This window comes from Pseudomonas sp. FJ2-5-13 (assembly GCF_029201605.1).
Classification (GTDB): Bacteria; Pseudomonadota; Gammaproteobacteria; order Pseudomonadales; family Pseudomonadaceae; genus Aquipseudomonas; species Aquipseudomonas lactis.
Genome location: NZ_CP104045.1, coordinates 2200428 through 2219224, shown reverse-complemented (window position 1 = coordinate 2219224; position 18797 = coordinate 2200428). Strand labels below are relative to the sequence as shown.

Sequence of the window (18797 nt, the reverse complement as noted above, 5' to 3'; positions counted from 1 at the left end):
GAGGCGAGACAACGGCATCTGGAAAATGCGCGTTACCTTGCCAAGAGGCCGGTTACCGAAACCGGCCGACGACTGTCACTCGAACAAGTACCCACTGAGGGTCTCCGCTATTGATGAAAACGCGCGAAGCTTACGCCCCGATGTTGGCAGAGTAAACCGTAGGAAAGTGTCAGCCTGGTGAATAAGAAGATTCTTCAGGATGGGTTCAGGAACGCCTTTCTCAACCCCACGTTGGGCGATCCCGTTCGACCAGCGCCAGGTAGTTTTCAATGCTCGCGCTAGCCACAACCTTTACTTGGATAGACACCCTATTCACCTGCCGGCCCATCGTGATGCCCTCGCGGGTGCGCACCTGTACATAGCCAAGTCTGGGCCAAAAACGCTCGGCCCTGGTATTGCCCACCACTACCGTCAGCCGCAGCCACTGGGCGCCCTTCGCCACCGCCCAGGCCTCAAGGTCGGTGTGCAAGCGCTGCGCCAGCCCGCTGCCGTGCCAGCGCGTATGCACCAGTAGCAACCCAATGTGCCACACCCCGGCGGCGAGCAAATCCGCGGCGATATTCACCACGGCGACCAAGTGGCCCTGCGCATCGCGGTAACCCAGCCAGTACAGGCGGCTGCAATGCCAGCCAGCGGGCAATTGACCGCTTAACTCTTCCCGTGCTTCGGTCGGGGTAGCCGATTCGCCATTCACCGCGATGAAGTAATCGGGTGCCTGTTCAAAAAACTGCTGCAGCTCAGCCTCATCACAGCCAAGCAGCTCAACCACCCGAATGCCTTCCAAGGAGCTGCCAGGCAACAGATGTAGATCAACGTCCATGTTCAACCTCTTCAATCATCCCGCGTCAGCACTTCCAGCAATTCAATCTCGAAGCGCAGGTTACTGTTGGGTTTGATATGCGCGCCCATCGAGCGCTCGCCATAAGCCAGGTGCGCGGGTACATACAACGTGCGCACGCCGCCAACCTGCATGCCCATCAAGCCCTGGTCCCAGCCCTTGATCACGCGGCCAGTGCCGATCACGCACTGAAACGGTTTGCCCCGTTCCCAGGAGGAATCGAACACCGTGCCATCTTCCAGGGTGCCGGTGTATTGGGTGGTGATCAGCGCGCCCTTGACCACGGCTTTGCCGTCGCCCAGGCGGATGTCGGTGACCTGCAGTTCGTCGTTGCTCATGGGGTTCTCATTGAAGGGGTGAAGGGCTGGGGTTTTCCCAGAATTGGGTGGGTTTGGCAAGTGCAGGGGAATGGCCCACATGGTGGACCGCTCGCTGGAATGCATACAGATCCAATGTGGGAGCGGGCTTGCCCGCGAAGGCGGTGTGTCTGTCACTACATCTTTGTCTGCACTACCGCTTTCGCAGGCAAGCCAGCGCCCACAATTGGATCTGCGCGTATTCAAAAGCCTTTTACAACCAATGCCAGAACCGGCTCCAGAACCCGCGCCCCAACTCATCCTTGCACCCGGCATATTGGCGCGCATACATCTGCGAACGCGCCTGCACCTTGCTCGCCACCGGCGGCAGCCAGGCTTTGCTGGCGTAGGTGCGCTGGCGGTAGCCGCCCCAGCCTTCGTGGTAGTTCAGGTACTGGCCGTAGGCGTCGTACTTGTAGACGCCGTTGATGGTGTAGGTCTTGTCCATGTACCAGCCGATAAAGTCGATGGCGTCGTCGAAGTCTTCACGATCAGCGCCGCTGCGGCCAGTGGCTTTGCGGTAGTCGTTCCATACTTCATCCTTGGCCTGGGCGTAGCCGGAAGCGGTGGAAACGCGACCCCAGGGGATGATCCACAGCAGGTATTTTCGCGGGGTCTTGGCGTCGTGGCGAAAGCCCGACTCCTGATACATGATGGCGAACGGCACCTGGATCGGTACGCCCCAACGCTTTTGCGTAACCTTGGCGGCGTCGTACCAGTCGTCTTTTTCGCGCAAAATACCGCAGAGATCGTTGGGCGTGCGTGGCGGCGAGGTGCCGCACGCCGCCAACAGGGAAGTGAGTAATAACAGTCCGACGGCTTTGCCTGCGCTCAAGGGGCACCTTTGTGGGATAAGGGTAAAATGCCAGCATTTTACCCCTTCACACAGGCGGCGTCCTTGCCGCAGACAGTTTTAAGCCAAGGGCACGCGACGGGTAGTCAGCGCGATACGACCGATAAAGAAGCTCAAGGCCGCGCCCAACAGCAGCATGGCCAAGGTGCTCCAGGCTGCGCGGGACAGTTGCTTGGCAGCGACTTCACCGGCTTCACGGGCTTTTTGTTCAGCCTGTTTTTTCAGCTCATCGACCTTTTGCATGGCTTGCTGATAAGCCTGGGCATAGTTGTCGACGATCTGGGTGGCTTCTTCTTTGCTCTTGCCAGTGCGGGCCGCGACGATGTTGACCAGCGCCTCTTTATCCGCTGCATTCAGGGCTGGCTCGCCGGACGCTTTCACACGTTCGAACCACTGCTTGAGCTCATCACCGGCCTGGGCAGGGTTGGTCGCTGCATCGGTGGCCGACTGCTTGCCATCGGCTGCTGCCTGATCGGCTTTTTGCTCAACATTGGCTGGGTCCAGCTCAGCCTTGCCGCTCTGCTTGAGCAAGGTATCCAGTTGGCCTTGCAGGCTGTTCCAGTCCAGCTCGATGCCCTGCTCGTTCAACTGCTGCTTGATGCTATTGCCAATCCCCGGCGCGGCGGCAGCAATGCCACTACCCGCAGCGGACAGGCCTTTGCCCACCACGTTGCCGGCAGTGCCGACGACGCTGGACGCCAGGCCCGCCAGCAGCCAAGTGGTGAGCAAGGTGGTCAGGGTCCAGGTCAGCACCCCGTGCAGGCCGCCACGATCCGGTGCCGTGCGGCCGGCCACGAAGGCGCCCAACGCGATGGCGACCAGTGTCGATACAAACAGCCAGATACCCGCACCCGTGCCAAAACCGCTCAACGGGTTGCCCGCTTCCATCGGGTCAACGGCACTGGCGCCAATGGCGGTGCCCAACACACTCAAGACCAGGTAGGTGACCAGTGCGATTGCACTACCGGCCAATACCGAGCTCCACGACACTCGAAACAGCGATCGATTGGTTTCATAGACAGTGGTCATACAAAGGTCCTTTTCAAATTGAGGAGCAAGGCAATGCGCCTTGATGGGTGTGAGTGTGGCGAAACGACATACGTTCAGTCCTGGCCCATATGCACCAGGCGCTCTGGTGCATTCGCACTGCCTCGCGGGCAATAACTCTGCACTATCCTGAAGCCGGGATGTCGTAACCCAATGTGCCTTGCCCTGCCCTAATCGGAGACGTTATGACCCAGGATGTTCTCGCCAAAGAAACCAACCGCCGCCAACTGCAGACCATCATCTCGGGACTGTCCGACGGTGTGATTCTGGCCGAGGTCGACCAGACCATTCTGTGGGCCAATGAAGCGGCGTTGACCATGCATGGGGTCAGCGAGGTCAAGGAACTGGGCGCCAATACCGAGGCGTACGCCAAGCGCTTTGCCCTGCGCTATCGCAACAACCATCCGTTGCCACTGGACAGCTACCCCCTCAGCCGCGTGGCTGCCGGCGAAGAGTTCAGCGATGTGGTGGTGGAAGTCACACCCGCCGATGACGAACACCGCTGCTGGGTGCACCGCCTGCGCAGCCTGGTGCTGACCGATGCCCAGGGTGAGCCGGAGTTGCTGGTGCTGATCCTCAGCGACGCCACCGAATGGGCCAGCGCCGAGCAACGCTTTGAGAAAACCTTCAACGCCAACCCGGCGCCCGCGGTGATCTGCCGCCTCAGCGACTTGCGCTATATCAAGGTCAACCAGGGTTTTCTGGAGATGACCGGCTACAACCGCGACCAGGTCATCGGCAAATCCGTGTATGAACTGGATGTGCTGGAACAGGCCGAGCGCAAGGACCTGGCGATCCAGCGCCTGGGCGAAGGCGCGACCATCCCGCAGATGCAGGCCGAACTGAGACTGCCCGAAGGTGGCAGCAAACTGGTGATCGTCGCCGGCCAACCGTTGGACATGAACGAGGAAGACTGCATGCTGTTTTCCTTCACCGACCTGGAGCCACGGCGCAAAGCCGAAATCGCCCTGCGCCAGAGCGAAGAGCGCTTCGCCAAGTCCTTCCGCCTGACGCCCGTGCCGACCCTGGTGTGCAGTGCCGACAACCGCCAGGTGGTGGACATCAACGAAGCCTTTATGAGCATCACCGGCTACATCAGCGAAGAATTGATCGGCAAATCCATCGAAGACATCAACTTCATCGACAGCCCCCAGGCCGGCGCTCAGCTGTTCGCCACCCTGGAAAAAGCCGGCAACCTTGAAGGCCAGGACCTCAAGGTGCGCAAGAAAGGCAGCGAGGTGATCGACTGCGTGGTGTCTGCCGACACCGTGATTATCCAGGACGTGCCCTGCTACCTGATGGTGCTGATGAACATCACCGAACGCAAACGCTCGGAGCTGGAGCTGGTGGCGGCCATCGAGGAAGTCATGCAGGACGCGTCCTGGTTCAGCCAGACCCTGATCGAGAAGCTGGCCAACGCCAAGAGCGTCAACAGCCCCAACCTGCCGAATGTTTCCTTCACCGACCTCACCGCCCGCGAGCGCGATGTATTGGGCCTGATCTGCGAGGGCCTGGCGGACAAAGAGATCGCCTCGCGCCTGAAACTGGCGCCCAACACCGTGCGTAACCATGTGGCCACGGTGTATTCCAAGCTGGGGGTGCACAGCCGTAGTGCAGCGATCGTCTGGGCCCGTGAACGCGGGCTGTTTGCCGGTGATTTGCGCCTGAAAAACAAACCCTGACCCTGCAAATGCACTAGTGCGTCTAGTGCGAATTCGCCTTATTGCGCGGCGGTGCAAGCAATAACCTTCAAGGGATCGTATTTATGCCTAGAAGGAACCCGCATGTTTACCCTCTCTCAACTGCGCAACTGCATCGAAGAAGGCCTGTCACCGCTGACGTGCGAATTCACCCTGTGCCGGGACGCGTCCTTGACCCTCAAGGTCTACGACGCCGAGACCGGCCGTGTCGACCTGGTGGTGACCGGCATCAGCACCAACCGCCTGCAAACCCCGCAGGAAGTGGCGAAGATGGTGGATGAGTTGCGCTACGAGCTGCAAAGCAACAACGTCGGCAAGCTCACGCTGGATGATCTGCCTTTATCGCCGCTCCCATGAAATAAAACACCCCGCCGGCGACGATAAACGCCCCCAGCATGTAGAACATGTAATGGGCCGGCAGGCTGGCCAACACCAGCCCACACAGCACCGGCCCCAGCGCGGCGCCGAGGTTGGACAGGTTTTGCGCCCCGTAATACATGCCCCGCAGGTGGTCCGGGGCAATTCGGTCGATAAACATGTACTCGGCCGGGAACACGATGATTTCCCCGACGGTGAATACCGCCATCGCCAGTACCCACCCCACCACGCTGGTGGACAGCCCGAAGCCGATCAACCCCAACATGAACATGCTCAAGCCGGCGATCAGCCATTGGCTCAGGTAACGGTGCGAGATGCGCCGGCCAATCAGGTACTGCAAGGCGATCACCAGCACCGCGTTGGTGGTCAGCACCGCGCTGATTACCGTGTAGGTGTATTCGGCGGTCGTGGTGGTCACCAAGTACTGCGACAGGTAGGCCGTGAACTGGCCGAACACCACCGCGCTGAGTAAACCACCGAGGGTGAAGCACACCAGGCGACGGTCCTGCAGCAAAACGCGGGCGACGGCGAGGAACGGCACCGGCTTTTGCGTGGCGTCCACCGTGGCCAGGTTACGGTCACCCCAGCGCCCGTACAGCAGAAAAAACCCCAGCCCCAACAGCGCCGACAGAATAAACGGCAGGCTGATATCCAGCTTGGCCACCATCGCGCCAAAGAACGGCCCCACGGCATAGCCGATATTGGTAAGGGTGTACTTGATGGAAAACACCTCGCTGCGCGCGTCTTCGGGCAGCAGGCTGGCGAAGCCGGCTTTCACTGCAATATCGATGACGGCGTAGGCCAGGTTGATCAGGATCAGGCAGCCATAGAACGCCCAGATATTCTGCGCCAGCACCGTACCGATAAACCCCAGCACAAACACCAGGCTCAAACCGAGCAACAGGCGATAGCTATTGATGCGGTCGACCAGGAAACCGCCGTAGACACTGAGTAGTGAACCGACGATCAGCGAACTGCCGATTACCAGGCCGACCTGGGTAATGTCCAAGGCGAAGTGGCTGGTGAGGTAGATCACGAGATAAGGAAAGGTGATGGCCTTGGCCAGCGTCAGCAGCAACGTGGCGCACAGCAACAGGTTCACAGTGCGGGGGTAGTTTCTTATTGTGGCAAGCATCCTGCTCTCGTTCTTCAAAGGTAATGCGACCATTGCGGTCGGTTACCTTAACGCAAGAAACATGAAACGAGCAGGTGCCCCGGCGGGATTATTTCTTGACTGGCGTAATCTCGAGGATGGTGCCGTTGGTGGTCTTGAGCAGGACGTACTTGTCACCTACACGCGTCCATTGGCTTTCTTCTTCGGGCTGTTTGAGCCCGCGTTTTTTCCAGTCTTTAATCGCTGACTCCTCGCGCATCAAGATGTCCGGGGCGCGATCACCCTCTTTCAAGTCACGGGAGTTGATGTTTGAAGGTTGCACGGTTTCCTGAGGGGTATCGCCGGCCTGCACGACAGCGCTGACGGAGGAAAAGCTGGCAGCGACCAGCAGGCAAGCGGCTAAGGTTTTCGACTTCATGGGTGCTCCTTCAATTAATGGTGCGTACCCAAGTTCCGACCGCGACGGCGCGCAATCATTCAGCCGGGTTTCCCTGTAGCCAGAGATTGCCTTCGTGAAATTTATCGTGTAATTTTTCATGAAATTATTCGATATAAATTTCATGACCCCACAAGAAGAACTCGCCACGCTCGCGGCGCTGATCCACGACCTGCGCAAGCACAAGAAACTCACCCTGGCGCAACTTGCGCAAAAAATCGAGCGGTCGGTGGGGTTTCTGTCCCAGGTCGAACGTGGCCTGTCGCGCCCGACCGTGGCCGACCTGACCGCCATCAGCCACGCCCTCGACGTGCCCACCACCTACTTCTACAGCCTTCCCAAACCCAAGGCGGTGGACTGGGTCACCCGCCCCAACGAGCGGCGCACGGTGTATTACGCCAATGGCATCACCGACATCCTGGTGTCGCCGAGCATGAACGGCGCGTTTTCGATGCTCGACAGCTTGTTGGCCCCCGGCGCCAACAGCGGCGAGCAAAGCATGAGCGACCGTGCCGAACAGGCCGGTTTTGTGCTCGAAGGCGAGCTGACCCTGTGGGTGGATAGCGAAGCCGAGCCGGTCACCCTCGGCCCCGGCGACAGTTTCCACCTCGCCAGTTTCGCCCACTGCCGTTATGCCAACCTCACCGACCTGCCCGCCCGCGTCTTGTGGGTTTACAACTAGGAGCTGCACCCGTGAAAAGCCAATCCTCCACGTTGCTGGCCGAAGTACGCAGCTTTCGCCAGAACCACCCCGACGTGCGTTATGTCGACCTGATCGCCCTGGACATTCCCGGGCATTTCTACGGCAAGCGCTACCCGGTGGAGATGCTTGAAAAGGTCGCAGCCGGCAGCCCGCTGAAGCTGCCGCAGAATGCGGTATTGCTGGGGGCTCAGGGTGGGCTGTTCAAGATTGGCGACTACTGCTTCAACGATGGCGACCCGGACGCCAACCGCCGATTGGTGCCGGGCACGCTCAAACCGGTGAACTGGGAGTCCCAGCCATTGGGGCAAATGCTCATCACCTCGGACGGCACCGAAGCGCCCATCGAATTCGAACCCCGCGAAGTCCTGGCCAAAGTGCTGGAACGCTTGCAGCACCAGGGCATTCACCCCGTGGTGGCGTTTGAGCTGGAGTTCTACCTGTTCGATAAACAGCTGGAAAACGGCCTGCCGCAATTTGCCCGCGACCCGCTCAGCGGAGATGCCGACGACCAGCCCAACCTGCATATCGAACGGCTGTCGCGCTTTAGCGACGTGCTCGAGGACATGGCGCAAACCGCCAAGGACCAAGGCATCGACATCACGGTGATCACCGCCGAAATCGGCCCCGGCCAGTTCGAGATCAACTTCGGCCACTGCGACGACGGCCTGCGCGCCGCCGACTGGGCCGCCCTGTTCTGCCGCAGCACCCGTGGCGTGGCGCTCAAGCAGGGTTACCGCGCCAGCTTCATGGCCAAGCCCTACCTGCAATTTCCCGGCAGCGGCATGCATGTGCATGTCAGCCTTTACGATGCGGCGGGCAATAACCTGCTCGCGGCCCATCAGCAGCAGCCGCTGCGCCACGCCGTGGCCGGTTGCCTGGAATTGCTTCCCCACTGCATGCCGATTTTCTCGCCCAACCACAACGCCTTCCGCCGCCTGGGCGGCACGGTCAACGCTGCGACGCGGGCGAGCTGGGGCTTTGAGGACCGCGATGCTTGTGTGCGCATCCCCGAGTCCGACCCGCGCAACCTGCGGATCGAGCACCGCCTGGCCAGCGCCGATGCCAACCCTTATCTGGTACTGGCGGCAATCCTGGTGGGCCTGGAGCACGGGCTTGAGGCCAAGCGCGACCCCATCGCGCCACTGAACGAAGACCGCAACAGCGGCACCGATTTCCCGGTGGAAATGCTCGACGCCGTACGTGCCATGCAGCAGCAACCGGTACTGCGCGACAAGCTGGGCGCGGAATTTGTCGACGTGTATTGCGAGAACAAACGCCAGGATCACTTGGCTTTCCAGCAAGAAATTCATGCGCGCGAATATCGCTGGTTTCTCTAAGCACGCGCCGCGCTGGCGGCATACAAACCTTGACCCAAATCAACGAAAGGCTCTAGCACGGGCCTTTCAGGCTTAAAAATTGTCGAACAATCCTGGCCTTTGCCGTTGAGATCCATTATCATCCGGCGCCTTCTCGCTACCCGCCGGGTAGCTGTTTCAATGTGTCACCCGAGGCGCCCATGTACCGTTTTTCGTTTCACCGCCCTTTGATTGCTATCAGTCTGGGGCTGGTTTCCCATTCCGTCAGCGCTGCACTGCAACCCCTGGCCGAAGCCCCACTGGCCAACGACACCGAATTGCACTGCCACTTCAACCGCGACGCCAGCACCGACTGCACCACCACCTACCGCTACACGATCCTCAAACCCAACGGCCGCGAAATGCTCTCGCGCATCGATTTCGATTACTCCGAAGGCGATACCTTTGAAGTGATCAGCGCCCAGTCCACCCAGCCTGGCGCCAAGCCGGTCGCCCTCGCCGACACGCAAATCGATACCCGCAGCGCGCCCAACCCAGACCAGGGTTTCAGCCGCGATAAGCAAACCTCCCTGGCCTTCCCCAACCTGCGCGTGGGCACCAAGATCCGCTACACCGTACGCCACCACTATCCGGCAAAACCGCTGATGAGCCAGTTCCATTACGTGCTCAAGTTCGGCCCCGGCGCGGCCCGCCGTGATCGTTTCAAGGCGCGCTTTACCGCCGAACGCCCGCTCCAGTGGCGTAGTGAAATGTTCGACGCCTTCAACGTGACCCCTTCGAGCAACGGCAAAACCCTGGACGTGGCGCTTAAAGCGCCGATCTACCTCAACTACATCAATGAATCCTCCGCCGCCGCGTTGCTGCGCGTTCCACGCCTGGAAGTGGGCAGCGCCGTGGACCGCCAGGCGTACTTCGGTGATTTTGCCCAGCGTTACAACCAGATCCTCGGCGCCAACCTGCCGGCGCAAGCCGCCGCCGCCGTGGCCGCCGCACGCAGCCTGGCGCCGGCTGAGCAAGTAGCCGCAATGATGCAGCACATCAATGATCACTACCGCTACCTGGGTGACTGGCGCGCAACCGAACGCGGCTACGTGCCGTTCAGCCTCGCGGAAATCGAGCAGCACGGCTACGGCGACTGCAAGGACCTGGCGACGCTGCTGACGGCCATGCTCAAGGCCAGCGGCATCAAGGCGGAGACCGCGTGGGTCAGCCGTGGCGACGTGGTCGATGCCCTGCTGATTCCGGGCACCCAGGCGCCCAACCACGCCATCGTGCGTGCCGAAGTGAATGGCCAGGTGTGGTGGCTTGACCCGACCAACCCGGTCTTCGCCCCAGGCCAGACCATGCCCGATATTCAGGACCGCTGGGTGTTGGTCAACGACGCCCAGAGCCAGGTGCGCGAAGAACACATCCCACTGGAGCGCCCCGAAGTCTCGATACGCCTGGACAAACAGGTGCAATACGGCAAAGAGGGAGATGGCGCGGTCAAGGCGACGATTACCTTCAGCCGCCTGCCGCTGATGCAACTGAGCGTCGCCGACCGCCAGCAAGGCACCACCGCCACCGACCAGAACATCTGCGCCAACTTCGGCAACGACATCAGCGACTGCCAGATCACCCGCGAACCCACCCGCTTTGTGGTGCATGACGGCTACAGCGTCAGCGCCCGCATGAACGATCAGCGCGCCCTGGAAAAACTGGCCAATGACTATGTCTACACCGACCCGTCCTTGAAAGACCGCTGGGAAGGTTACGTCAACTATCGTCGCCAGGGGCAACAGGCCGACCTCTACCTGGGCAACCCCGAGACCTATGACTACACCTACAGCCTGGCAGGCGGGAAGATGGAAAAAGCCATCCCCGGCTGCAAGGTGCGCTCGCCCTGGTACGACCTCGACCTGGACGGAAAACTGGAAGACGGCTCGCTGCGCTATCACTATCGCCTGAGCCAGAAAAAACGTTGGCTGACCCATGCCGAAGTCACCAGCGATGCGTTCGGCAAGATGATTGAAGAAGCTCGGGCCTGTGCCGAGCAGGTGCATCAGGTGGTGAAGCTCTAAGCTACCCCTGACCCACCCCGATCCAAATGTGGGGCTTGCCTGCGATGACGGCGGGTCAGCCTGCACATGAGTGGCTGATACATCGCCATCGCAGCATAGGTATCTACACAACTTCGCTACAACGCTGGACCTGTGGCGAGGGAGCTTGCTCCCGTGACGGCCTGACAGCCGACGCTGATCTAGCTGACGCACCGCGATCCAAATGTGGGAGCTGGCTTGCCTGCGAAGACGGCGGGTCAGCCTGCACATGAGTGGCTGATACATCGCCATCGCAGCATAGGTATCTACACAACTTTGCGGGCTGTAGCAGCACAAGGTAACCACGATGCGAAGCGAGCCGCTCTTGATCTTGCTCTTGATCTGCTTTTGATCTTAGGCGCCCCGTTAAACCACGCTGGCCGGAATTCGACAGGGATTTGGGGGGTAAACCGGCAGGGATGCCGGTTTAGCCGCCCCGCGCCATGGATGGCGCGTGGCGGCGGCCCCCCAAATCACTGGCGGATTACGGGCACACCGAGCCTAAGCGAGGTGCCGAGTGGTGGGGCAAGAGCGTTTTGCTTACTTTTGCGCTTTTCAAAAGTAAGACGCCGTCAGGGCGGAACCCTAAGTGGCCGTTACCTAAATAACGGATATGTACCCGGTCCAACTGTGTTGACTGTTAGGCCGCCTTCGCGAGCAAGCCCGCTCCCACAGTTGGAATGTGGGGTGTCAGATAGAGAAGTGTCGGCTGGGGGGCCGCCATCGCAGGCAAGCCAGCTCCCACAGAGAGATCGCGGGGTGTCAGGTAGATATGCATCGGCTGTCGGGCCGTCATCGCGAGCAAGCCAGCTCCCACTTTTTAATCCGTGTGTGTGTGTCAGCGGGATTCGCCGAGCAACAAGCCCTGCTCCCGCGCGCACAACTCCACCACATAATCCCACAACACCCGCAACCGCACCGACTTGTGCAGCTCCCGACGCGAGCTGATCCAATAGCTGCGCTGAATGCCCTCTGCCGGCAACAACGGCACCAACTCCCCATCCCCAGCCGCCATAAAACACGGTAACACTGCAATGCCCAACCCCGAACGCGCCGCCTGGTGCTGGGCGATCACGCTGGTGCTGTGGAACACCACCTTAGGGTTACGGCAGAAGCTGTTGAGTAACTTCAGCTCCTGGCTGAACAGCAGGTCATCGACGTAATCGATCCAGGCATGGGCAGCAAGGTCTTCACGCTTCTCGATAGGCGGGTTGCGCGCCAGATAGGCACGGCTGGCGTACAGCGCCAGGCGATAATCAGTGAGTTTGCGCGTCACCAATTGATCGGCGCTGGGGCGCTCCAGGTGAATGCTGATCTCCGCCTCGCGGTTGAGGATACTGACAAAACGCGGCACCGCGACCAGCTCCACCTCCAATCCTGGATAGCGTTCAAACAACCCGCCCATGCGCGCGGCCAAAAACATCACGCCCAGCCCTTCGGCCACGCCGAGGCGAATCTTGCCCAGGGGCGCAGCAGAATGGGTGAGCTCGTCTTCGGCCAACAGTGCCACGTTCTCCATGGCCTCCGCATGTTTGAGCAGCGCTTCGCCGGCAGGCGTCAATTCATAGCCCTGGGCATGTTGCACGAACAACGCCGTGCCGAGGCTTTTCTCGATGGCGTCGATATGCCGGGCCACGGTGGCATGCGTGGTTTTCAGGCGTTGGGCGGCGGTGAGCAGGCGGCCACTGCGCTGCAACTCGAGAAAAAACCGCAGGTCATTCCAGTCGAACATATCGCCTCCAGTGCCCGGGCCAGCCGCCGTTGTTTAAAAACGCACAGCGGGTGGGTAAAAACTAACATTTTTAAGACGAAAACTAACAACTAGGATGGGGCCAATAAGAAAAACAAGCGAGACCCCAGATGCCCAATGCAACTGCTGAATACGATTACATCGTCGTCGGCGCCGGCCCCGCCGGATGCCTGCTGGCCAATCGTCTGTCCGCCAACCCGGCTCACCGTGTGCTGCTGCTGGAAGCCGGTGGCCGCGACAACTACCCCTGGATCCATATCCCCGTCGGCTACCTGTTCTGCATCGGCAACCCACGCACCGACTGGTGCTTCAAGACCCAATCCCAAGCTGGCCTGCAAGGGCGCGCCTTGAGCTATCCGCGGGGCAAAGTGCTGGGTGGCTGCTCGTCCATCAACGGCATGATCTATATGCGCGGCCAGGCCCAGGACTACGATGGCTGGGCGGCGGCAGGCAACGCGGGCTGGGCCTGGAAAGACGTACTGCCGCTGTTCAAACAGAGCGAAAACCATTTTGCCGGCGGCTCTGAATTCCACAACGAGGGCGGCGAGTGGCGCGTCGAGCAACAGCGCCTGTCGTGGCCGATCCTCGATGCGTTTCGTGAGGCGGCTGCCCAAAGCGGCATCGCCAATATCAATGATTTCAACCAGGGCGATAACGAGGGTTGCGGTTACTTCCAGGTCAACCAGAAAGCCGGTGTGCGCTGGAATGCGGCCAAGGCGTTTCTCAAGCCGATCCGCCACCGCCCCAACCTCACCGTGCTGACTGAGGTGGAAGTTGAGCGTGTGCTGCTGGAAAACGGTCGTGCCTCGCAGGTACTGGGGCGTCAACACGGCCAGTCGATGGGCTGGAAGGCGCGCAAGGAGATCGTACTGTGCGCCGGCTCGGTGGGTTCGCCGGGGATTCTGCAACGCTCAGGGATCGGCCCTTCCCAGGTGCTCAAGCCGCTGGGTATCGACGTGGTGCACGAGCTGCCAGGCGTTGGTGGCAACCTGCAAGATCACCTGCAACTGCGCCTGATCTACAAACTGGAAAATGCCCGCACCCTGAACCAGATCGCCGGCACATTGTGGGGCAAGATGGGCATGGGCCTGCGCTACCTGTACGACCGCAGCGGCCCGCTGTCGATGGCGCCCAGCCAGCTTGGCGCGTTTGCCCGCTCCGGGCCGGAGCAGACCTCGGCCAACCTGCAATACCACGTGCAGCCACTGTCCCTGGAGCGCTTTGGCGAACCGTTGCACGGCTTCCCGGCATTTACCGCGTCGGTTTGCGACCTGCGCCCGCAAAGTCGCGGCCGGGTGGATATTCGTTCGGCCAACCCGGCGGATGCGCCGCTGATACAACCCAATTACCTCAGCCACCCCGAAGACTTGCGCATCGCCGCCGACGCCATTCGCCTGACCCGGCGCATCGTCGCCGCTCCGGCCCTGAGCCAGTTCAAACCGGTGGAATACCTGCCTGGCCAAGCCCTGCAAACTGAAGAACAACTGCACGAGGCCGCCGCTCGGATCGGCACCACGATTTTCCATCCGGTGGGCACCTGCCGCATGGGCGATGACAAGGACGCGGTGGTCGACAGCCAACTGCGCGTACACGGCATCCCCGGCCTGCGCATTGCCGATGCGTCGATCATGCCGCGCATCACCTCCGGCAATACCTGCTCACCCACGCTGATGATCGCGGAGAAAGCCGCGCAGCTCATCCTGTCACCCAACACTGTAGGCGCGAGCTTACTCGCGAAAAACCCACCAGCACCGCGCACTACAGGGCACCCCGCGTAATCGTTGACGTTGAAAAAATAGCGGCGCTGAGGTTGGCGCCGACAGTGGAACAACAATAAATAATCACTGTGAGGGACACCCGATGTCAGAACATGCTCAACCCCTGGGCTCGGCGGCCAGTGCAAGTACCGCCAACGAATCAAGAAAGGTCATCTTCGCCTCCTCCCTGGGGACGGTGTTCGAGTGGTATGACTTTTTCCTCTACGGTGCCCTGGCGGCGGTGATCAGCAAGCAGTTCTTTGCCGGGGTCAATGACACCACGGCGTTTATCTTTGCCTTGATGGCCTTTGCCGCAGGCTTTGTGGTGCGGCCATTCGGTGCGCTGGTGTTCGGCCGCCTGGGCGATATGATCGGGCGCAAGTACACCTTCCTCGTGACCATCATCCTGATGGGCGTGGCAACCTTCTGCGTCGGGTTGCTGCCGACCTACGCCAGCATCGGCATTGCCGCGCCGATCATCCTCATTGTGCTGCGCATGCTGCAGGGCCTGGCACTGGGCGGCGAGTACGGAGGCGCCGCCACCTACGTGGCCGAGCATGCGCCACCGGGCAAGCGCGGGCTGCATACCAGCTGGATTCAATCCACCGCCACCCTCGGCCTGCTGCTGTCACTGCTGGTGGTGCTGGCCTGCCGTTACTTCACCGGCGATCAGTTCGAAGTGTGGGGCTGGCGCATTCCGTTCCTGTTTTCCATCGTGCTGCTGGGCATCTCGACCTGGATCCGCATGAGCCTGCACGAGTCGCCCGCCTTCTTGAAAATGAAAGAAGAAGGCAAGGCGTGCAAGGCGCCGATTCGCGAGTCGTTCGGCAAGTGGGAAAACCTCAAGGTGGTGCTGATCGCCCTGTTCAGCATCAACGGCGGGCAGGCCGTGACCTTCTACGCGGCGCAGTTTTATGTGCTGTTCTTCCTCACCCAGTTCCTGCGCATGGACCCGGCCCTGGCCAATATGCTGTTGATCATCAGCGTGGTGATTGGCGCGCCGTTCTTTATCCTGTTTGGCTGGCTGTCGGACAAGGTCGGGCGCAAGCCGGTGCTGATGCTCGGCCTGCTGTTGGCGACCGCGCTGTACTTCCCGATCTTCAAGGGCCTGGCGCACTACACCAACCCGGCGATGGACCAGGCTAGCCAACAAGCGCCGATCACCGTACTGGCCGACCCGGCCACCTGCACCTTCCAGTTCGACCCGGTGGGCAAGGCCCGTTTTGACAGCCCGTGCGACAAGGTCAAGACCTTCCTGGTCAAACAGGGCCTGCCCTACAGCAGCGCCGCCGCCCCTGCGGGCAGCCCGGTGCAAGTGAGCGTGGGCGATGTGCGTATCGACGGTTTTGACGAAGCGGCCCTGCGTGGCGCCGTGGCCCTGGCCGGCTACCCGTCATCGGCGGATGTGGCCCAGGTCAACAAGCTGATGGTGGTGGTGCTGATCGTGGTGCTGATCTTCATCGCCGCCATGTGCTACGGGCCGTTGGCAGCGCTGATGGTGGAGCTGTTTCCGACGCGCATCCGCTACACCTCGATGTCCCTGCCCTACCACATCGGTAACGGCTGGTTTGGCGGGTTCCTGCCGACGGTGTCGTTCGCCCTGGTGGTGTACACCGGCGATATCTTCTACGGGTTGTGGTACCCGGTGGTGGTGACGGGCGTGAGCCTGATCGTCGGGCTGTTCTGCCTCAAAGAAACCCGGCATGTGGATATCGAAAACAACTGATACCTCCCCCCTGTAGGAGCGAGCTTGCTCGCGAAGAACCTGAGCGCAACGCGGGGCACCAGGCGCCCCGCGTCATCCTAACGACCTTCGCGAGCAAGCTCGCTCCTACAGCGGTGTGCGGCGCTCACACAAATTGCTGTACATCCATACAGATAATGGTTGCTCAAATCCCTTCAAATAAGCATCCTGCAAGGCATCAACCTGATCTGATGTGATGACCATGCGGCTGTACCTCTGTGAAAAACCCTCCCAGGCCAAGGATATCGCGGCCGTGCTCGGCGCCAGCCGCCGCGGCGATGGGTGCTGGCTGGGTCATGGAGTCACGGTCACCTGGTGCATCGGCCACTTGTTGGAAACCGCTCCGCCCGACGCTTACGACGCCAAGTACAAACGCTGGGTGCTGGCCGACCTGCCGATCGTTCCGGAAAAATGGAAGATGCTGGTCAAGCCCAAGACCGCCAGCCAATACAAGGCCGTCAAACGCTTGCTGGGGGAAGCCCAGGAACTGGTGATCGCCACCGACGCCGACCGTGAAGGCGAGATGATCGCCCGTGAACTGGTGGAGCATTGCCGCTACCGCGGGCCGATCCAGCGGCTGTGGCTGTCGGCACTCGACGACGCCTCCATTCGCAAGGCCCTGGCGGCGCTCAAACCCGGTGCAGAAACCTTCAGCCTGTATCACTCGGCCCTGGGGCGCTCGCGTGCCGACTGGCTGATCGGCATGAACATGAGCCGCCTGTTTACCCTGCTGGGGCGCCAATCCGGTTACCAAGGCGTGCTGCCGGTTGGCCGGGTGCAAACCCCGACCTTGCGCCTGGTGGTGGACCGTGATCGCAGCATCGCCGATTTCGTGCCGGTGGCCTATTGGGCCATCGATGTCGACCTGCGCCACGAGCACATGACCTTCACCGCCCAATGGCGCGCCCATGAGGATGCCTGTGACGACCAGGGCCGTTGCCTCAACCCGCAACTGGCGCGGGACGCCGCCGACGCCATGCTCAACGCCGCCACGGCGCGGCTGGTGAAACTGCGTACCGAACGCATGCGCGAGGTGGCGCCCCTGCCCTTCGACCTTGGCACCTTGCAGGAGATCTGTTCGAAGAAGCTTGGCCTGGGCGCCCAGGAAACCCTGGATATCGCCCAATCCCTGTACGAAACCCACAAGGCCATCACCTACCCGCGCAGCGATTGCGGTTACCTGCCGCTGAGCCAGCACAGTGAAGCGCCGAAGATCCTGGCGGCGCTGGGCCGTGCGGACACCGCGGTCAACGCGCTGATGCCGCACATCGACCCACAGCGCCGTTCGCGGGCTTGGAACGACGCGAAAGTCAGCGCCCACCACGGCATCATCCCCACCGGAGCCGGCAAGGAGGTCAGCCAACTGACCGGCAAGCACCGTGCGGTCTATACGCTGATTCGTGCGCGCTACCTGGCGCAGTTCCTGCCCAACCATGAATACGACCGCACCCAGGCCGATTTCGACTGTGCCGGCCAGGCGTTGCGCGCGGTGGGCAAAGTCATTATCGAACCGGGCTGGAAACGCGCCTTGCCCGAAGCGCTGGCCCCCGCCAAAGGTCGCGAAGCCCCCGCGCCCCAAGCATTGCCGACGCTGGTGCAGGGCCACGACTACGCCGTGGCCAAGGTCAACCTCAAGGACCTATGGACCCAGCCACCCAAGCCCTTTACCGAAGGCGACCTGATCAAGGCAATGAAAAACGTCGCCAAGCTGGTGGAGGACCCCTTGCTCAAGCAAAAACTCAAGGACACCACGGGCATCGGCACCGAGGCCACCCGCGCCGGGATTATCCAGGGCCTGCTGGACCGCGGCTACCTGGTGAAAAACGGCAAGGCCCTGTCGGCAACCCCTGCCGCGTTCAGCCTGATCGACGCGGTGCCCCGCGCCATCGCCGACCCCGGCACCACCGCCATCTGGGAACAGGCACTGGACATGGTGCAAAGCGGCGAAATGAGCCTGGAGGAATTCGTCGCCAAGCAAGCGGCGTGGATGAGCAAGCAAGTGGCGCGCTGCAACGGCATGCGCATGACCATCACTGGCCCCGCCAGCCCCGCAGGCCGAGGTGCTGCGCCGTGGAAAAAGAAACGCAAGGCCGCCCCGCGTAAGGCTGCTGCCAGCCCCAAGCGCGGGAAAAAACCGGCAAATGCCGGATAAATACCGAAAAAAACCGGCCCATGACGTTTTTCGACAGGTTTAACGCCGCATTGGCCCTTGCTCCGGCGGGTTCGGTCTAGGATTCTGTAGGGGATCTGGACTACCAACAACAACACCGGAGTGGCCGCCATGAAGACCGTTGCACAACTGCTCAAAGCCAAGGACCAGAAGAACCAGGACGTCCACACGATCAAATGGGACCACACCGTGTTTGAAGCGCTGGTGCGAATGTCCGAGAAAAACGTCGGTGCCTTGCCCGTGGTCAAGGATGGCGTAGTGGTCGGCATCATCAGTGAACGGGATTACGCGCGCAAAATCATGCTCAAGGGCCTCTCGTCGGTCACTACCAAGGTCCATGAGGTGATGAGCTCGCCGGTGATCACGGTGGATACTCACAAGAGTGTCGAGGAATGCATGAACATCATGACCGACAGTCACCTGCGCCACCTGCCCGTGGTCGAAGACGGCAAACTGCTGGGCCTGCTGTCCATCGGAGACCTGGTCAAGGAAGCCATTGCCGAACAAGCGGCCTTGATCCAGCAGCTGGAACAGTACATCCGCGGCGAATAGGGGGA

16 protein-coding genes are annotated in these 18797 nt (G+C 61.1%); 9 read left to right on the top strand and 7 right to left on the bottom strand.

Annotated elements, in window-relative coordinates; genetic code table 11:
• Window positions 1-220 precede the first annotated feature (220 nt).
• The 4 genes from N2A98_RS10020 to N2A98_RS10005 all read right to left on the bottom strand — a co-directional run bounded on the left by N2A98_RS10020 (window position 221) and on the right by N2A98_RS10005 (window position 3076).
• The gene (locus tag N2A98_RS10020) at window positions 221-820 is read right to left on the bottom strand and encodes a GNAT family N-acetyltransferase (protein WP_275623341.1); all 600 of its coding nucleotides are present in this window, start codon (window positions 818-820) and stop codon (window positions 221-223) included.
• 11 nt (window positions 821-831) lie between these two features.
• Window positions 832-1176 carry an FKBP-type peptidyl-prolyl cis-trans isomerase gene (locus N2A98_RS10015; protein WP_003190363.1) on the bottom strand — a complete coding sequence of 115 codons (345 nt, stop codon included), beginning with the start codon at window positions 1174-1176 and terminating at the stop codon, window positions 832-834.
• 232 nt (window positions 1177-1408) lie between these two features.
• On the bottom strand, window positions 1409-2029 hold the full coding sequence (locus N2A98_RS10010) for a hypothetical protein (protein ID WP_003190361.1): 621 nt from the start codon (window positions 2027-2029) through the stop codon (window positions 1409-1411).
• A gap of 78 nt (window positions 2030-2107) precedes the next feature.
• Window positions 2108-3076 carry a hypothetical protein gene (locus N2A98_RS10005; RefSeq protein ID WP_019821429.1) on the bottom strand — a complete coding sequence of 323 codons (969 nt, stop codon included), beginning with the start codon at window positions 3074-3076 and terminating at the stop codon, window positions 2108-2110.
• Window positions 3077-3279: 203 nt separating this feature from the next.
• Here N2A98_RS10005 and N2A98_RS10000 point away from each other — a divergent pair, with 203 nt between their 5' ends.
• Both N2A98_RS10000 and N2A98_RS09995 read left to right on the top strand, forming a co-directional pair.
• Window positions 3280-4776, top strand: coding sequence for a helix-turn-helix transcriptional regulator (locus tag N2A98_RS10000; RefSeq protein WP_275623340.1), 1497 nt, complete (start codon window positions 3280-3282; stop codon window positions 4774-4776).
• A 102-nt stretch (window positions 4777-4878) separates the two neighbouring features.
• Window positions 4879-5151 carry a DUF1652 domain-containing protein gene (locus N2A98_RS09995; RefSeq protein ID WP_003190355.1) on the top strand — a complete coding sequence of 91 codons (273 nt, stop codon included), beginning with the start codon at window positions 4879-4881 and terminating at the stop codon, window positions 5149-5151.
• On the opposite strand, the gene N2A98_RS09990 is transcribed toward N2A98_RS09995, so the two are convergent.
• Both N2A98_RS09990 and N2A98_RS09985 read right to left on the bottom strand, forming a co-directional pair.
• Window positions 5114-6307 carry an MFS transporter gene (locus N2A98_RS09990; protein WP_044273149.1) on the bottom strand — a complete coding sequence of 398 codons (1194 nt, stop codon included), beginning with the start codon at window positions 6305-6307 and terminating at the stop codon, window positions 5114-5116. The genes N2A98_RS09995 and N2A98_RS09990 overlap by 38 nt on opposite strands.
• A gap of 88 nt (window positions 6308-6395) precedes the next feature.
• A complete protein-coding gene (locus tag N2A98_RS09985) occupies window positions 6396-6704 on the bottom strand; it encodes an RcnB family protein (protein ID WP_044273148.1) in 309 nt (102 codons plus the stop codon).
• Between the two features lie 142 nt (window positions 6705-6846).
• Here N2A98_RS09985 and N2A98_RS09980 point away from each other — a divergent pair, with 142 nt between their 5' ends.
• The 3 genes from N2A98_RS09980 to N2A98_RS09970 all read left to right on the top strand — a co-directional run bounded on the left by N2A98_RS09980 (window position 6847) and on the right by N2A98_RS09970 (window position 10801).
• Complete coding sequence (locus N2A98_RS09980; protein ID WP_044273146.1) at window positions 6847-7404, top strand: XRE family transcriptional regulator; 558 nt, start codon at window positions 6847-6849, stop codon at window positions 7402-7404.
• An 11-nt stretch (window positions 7405-7415) separates the two neighbouring features.
• Complete coding sequence (locus N2A98_RS09975) at window positions 7416-8762, top strand: glutamine synthetase family protein (protein WP_044273144.1); 1347 nt, start codon at window positions 7416-7418, stop codon at window positions 8760-8762.
• Between the two features lie 179 nt (window positions 8763-8941).
• Window positions 8942-10801 carry a DUF3857 domain-containing transglutaminase family protein gene (locus N2A98_RS09970; RefSeq protein ID WP_275623339.1) on the top strand — a complete coding sequence of 620 codons (1860 nt, stop codon included), beginning with the start codon at window positions 8942-8944 and terminating at the stop codon, window positions 10799-10801.
• 856 nt (window positions 10802-11657) lie between these two features.
• Here N2A98_RS09970 and N2A98_RS09965 read toward each other — a convergent pair.
• A complete protein-coding gene (locus N2A98_RS09965; RefSeq protein ID WP_044273140.1) occupies window positions 11658-12551 on the bottom strand; it encodes a LysR family transcriptional regulator in 894 nt (297 codons plus the stop codon).
• A gap of 128 nt (window positions 12552-12679) precedes the next feature.
• Here N2A98_RS09965 and N2A98_RS09960 point away from each other — a divergent pair, with 128 nt between their 5' ends.
• From N2A98_RS09960 to N2A98_RS09945, 4 genes are all read left to right on the top strand, one after another.
• Window positions 12680-14347: a GMC family oxidoreductase N-terminal domain-containing protein gene (locus N2A98_RS09960; protein ID WP_078468058.1), complete on the top strand. Its 1668-nt coding sequence runs from the start codon at window positions 12680-12682 to the stop codon at window positions 14345-14347.
• 82 nt (window positions 14348-14429) lie between these two features.
• Window positions 14430-16052, top strand: coding sequence for an MFS transporter (locus tag N2A98_RS09955; protein WP_032892452.1), 1623 nt, complete (start codon window positions 14430-14432; stop codon window positions 16050-16052).
• 220 nt (window positions 16053-16272) lie between these two features.
• A complete protein-coding gene (locus N2A98_RS09950; RefSeq protein WP_275623598.1) occupies window positions 16273-18222 on the top strand; it encodes a DNA topoisomerase III in 1950 nt (649 codons plus the stop codon).
• A 129-nt stretch (window positions 18223-18351) separates the two neighbouring features.
• Window positions 18352-18792 (top strand): CBS domain-containing protein, encoded by a 441-nt coding sequence (locus tag N2A98_RS09945; RefSeq protein WP_047710523.1) that lies wholly within the window; start codon window positions 18352-18354, stop codon window positions 18790-18792.
• Window positions 18793-18797: the final 5 nt, after the last annotated feature.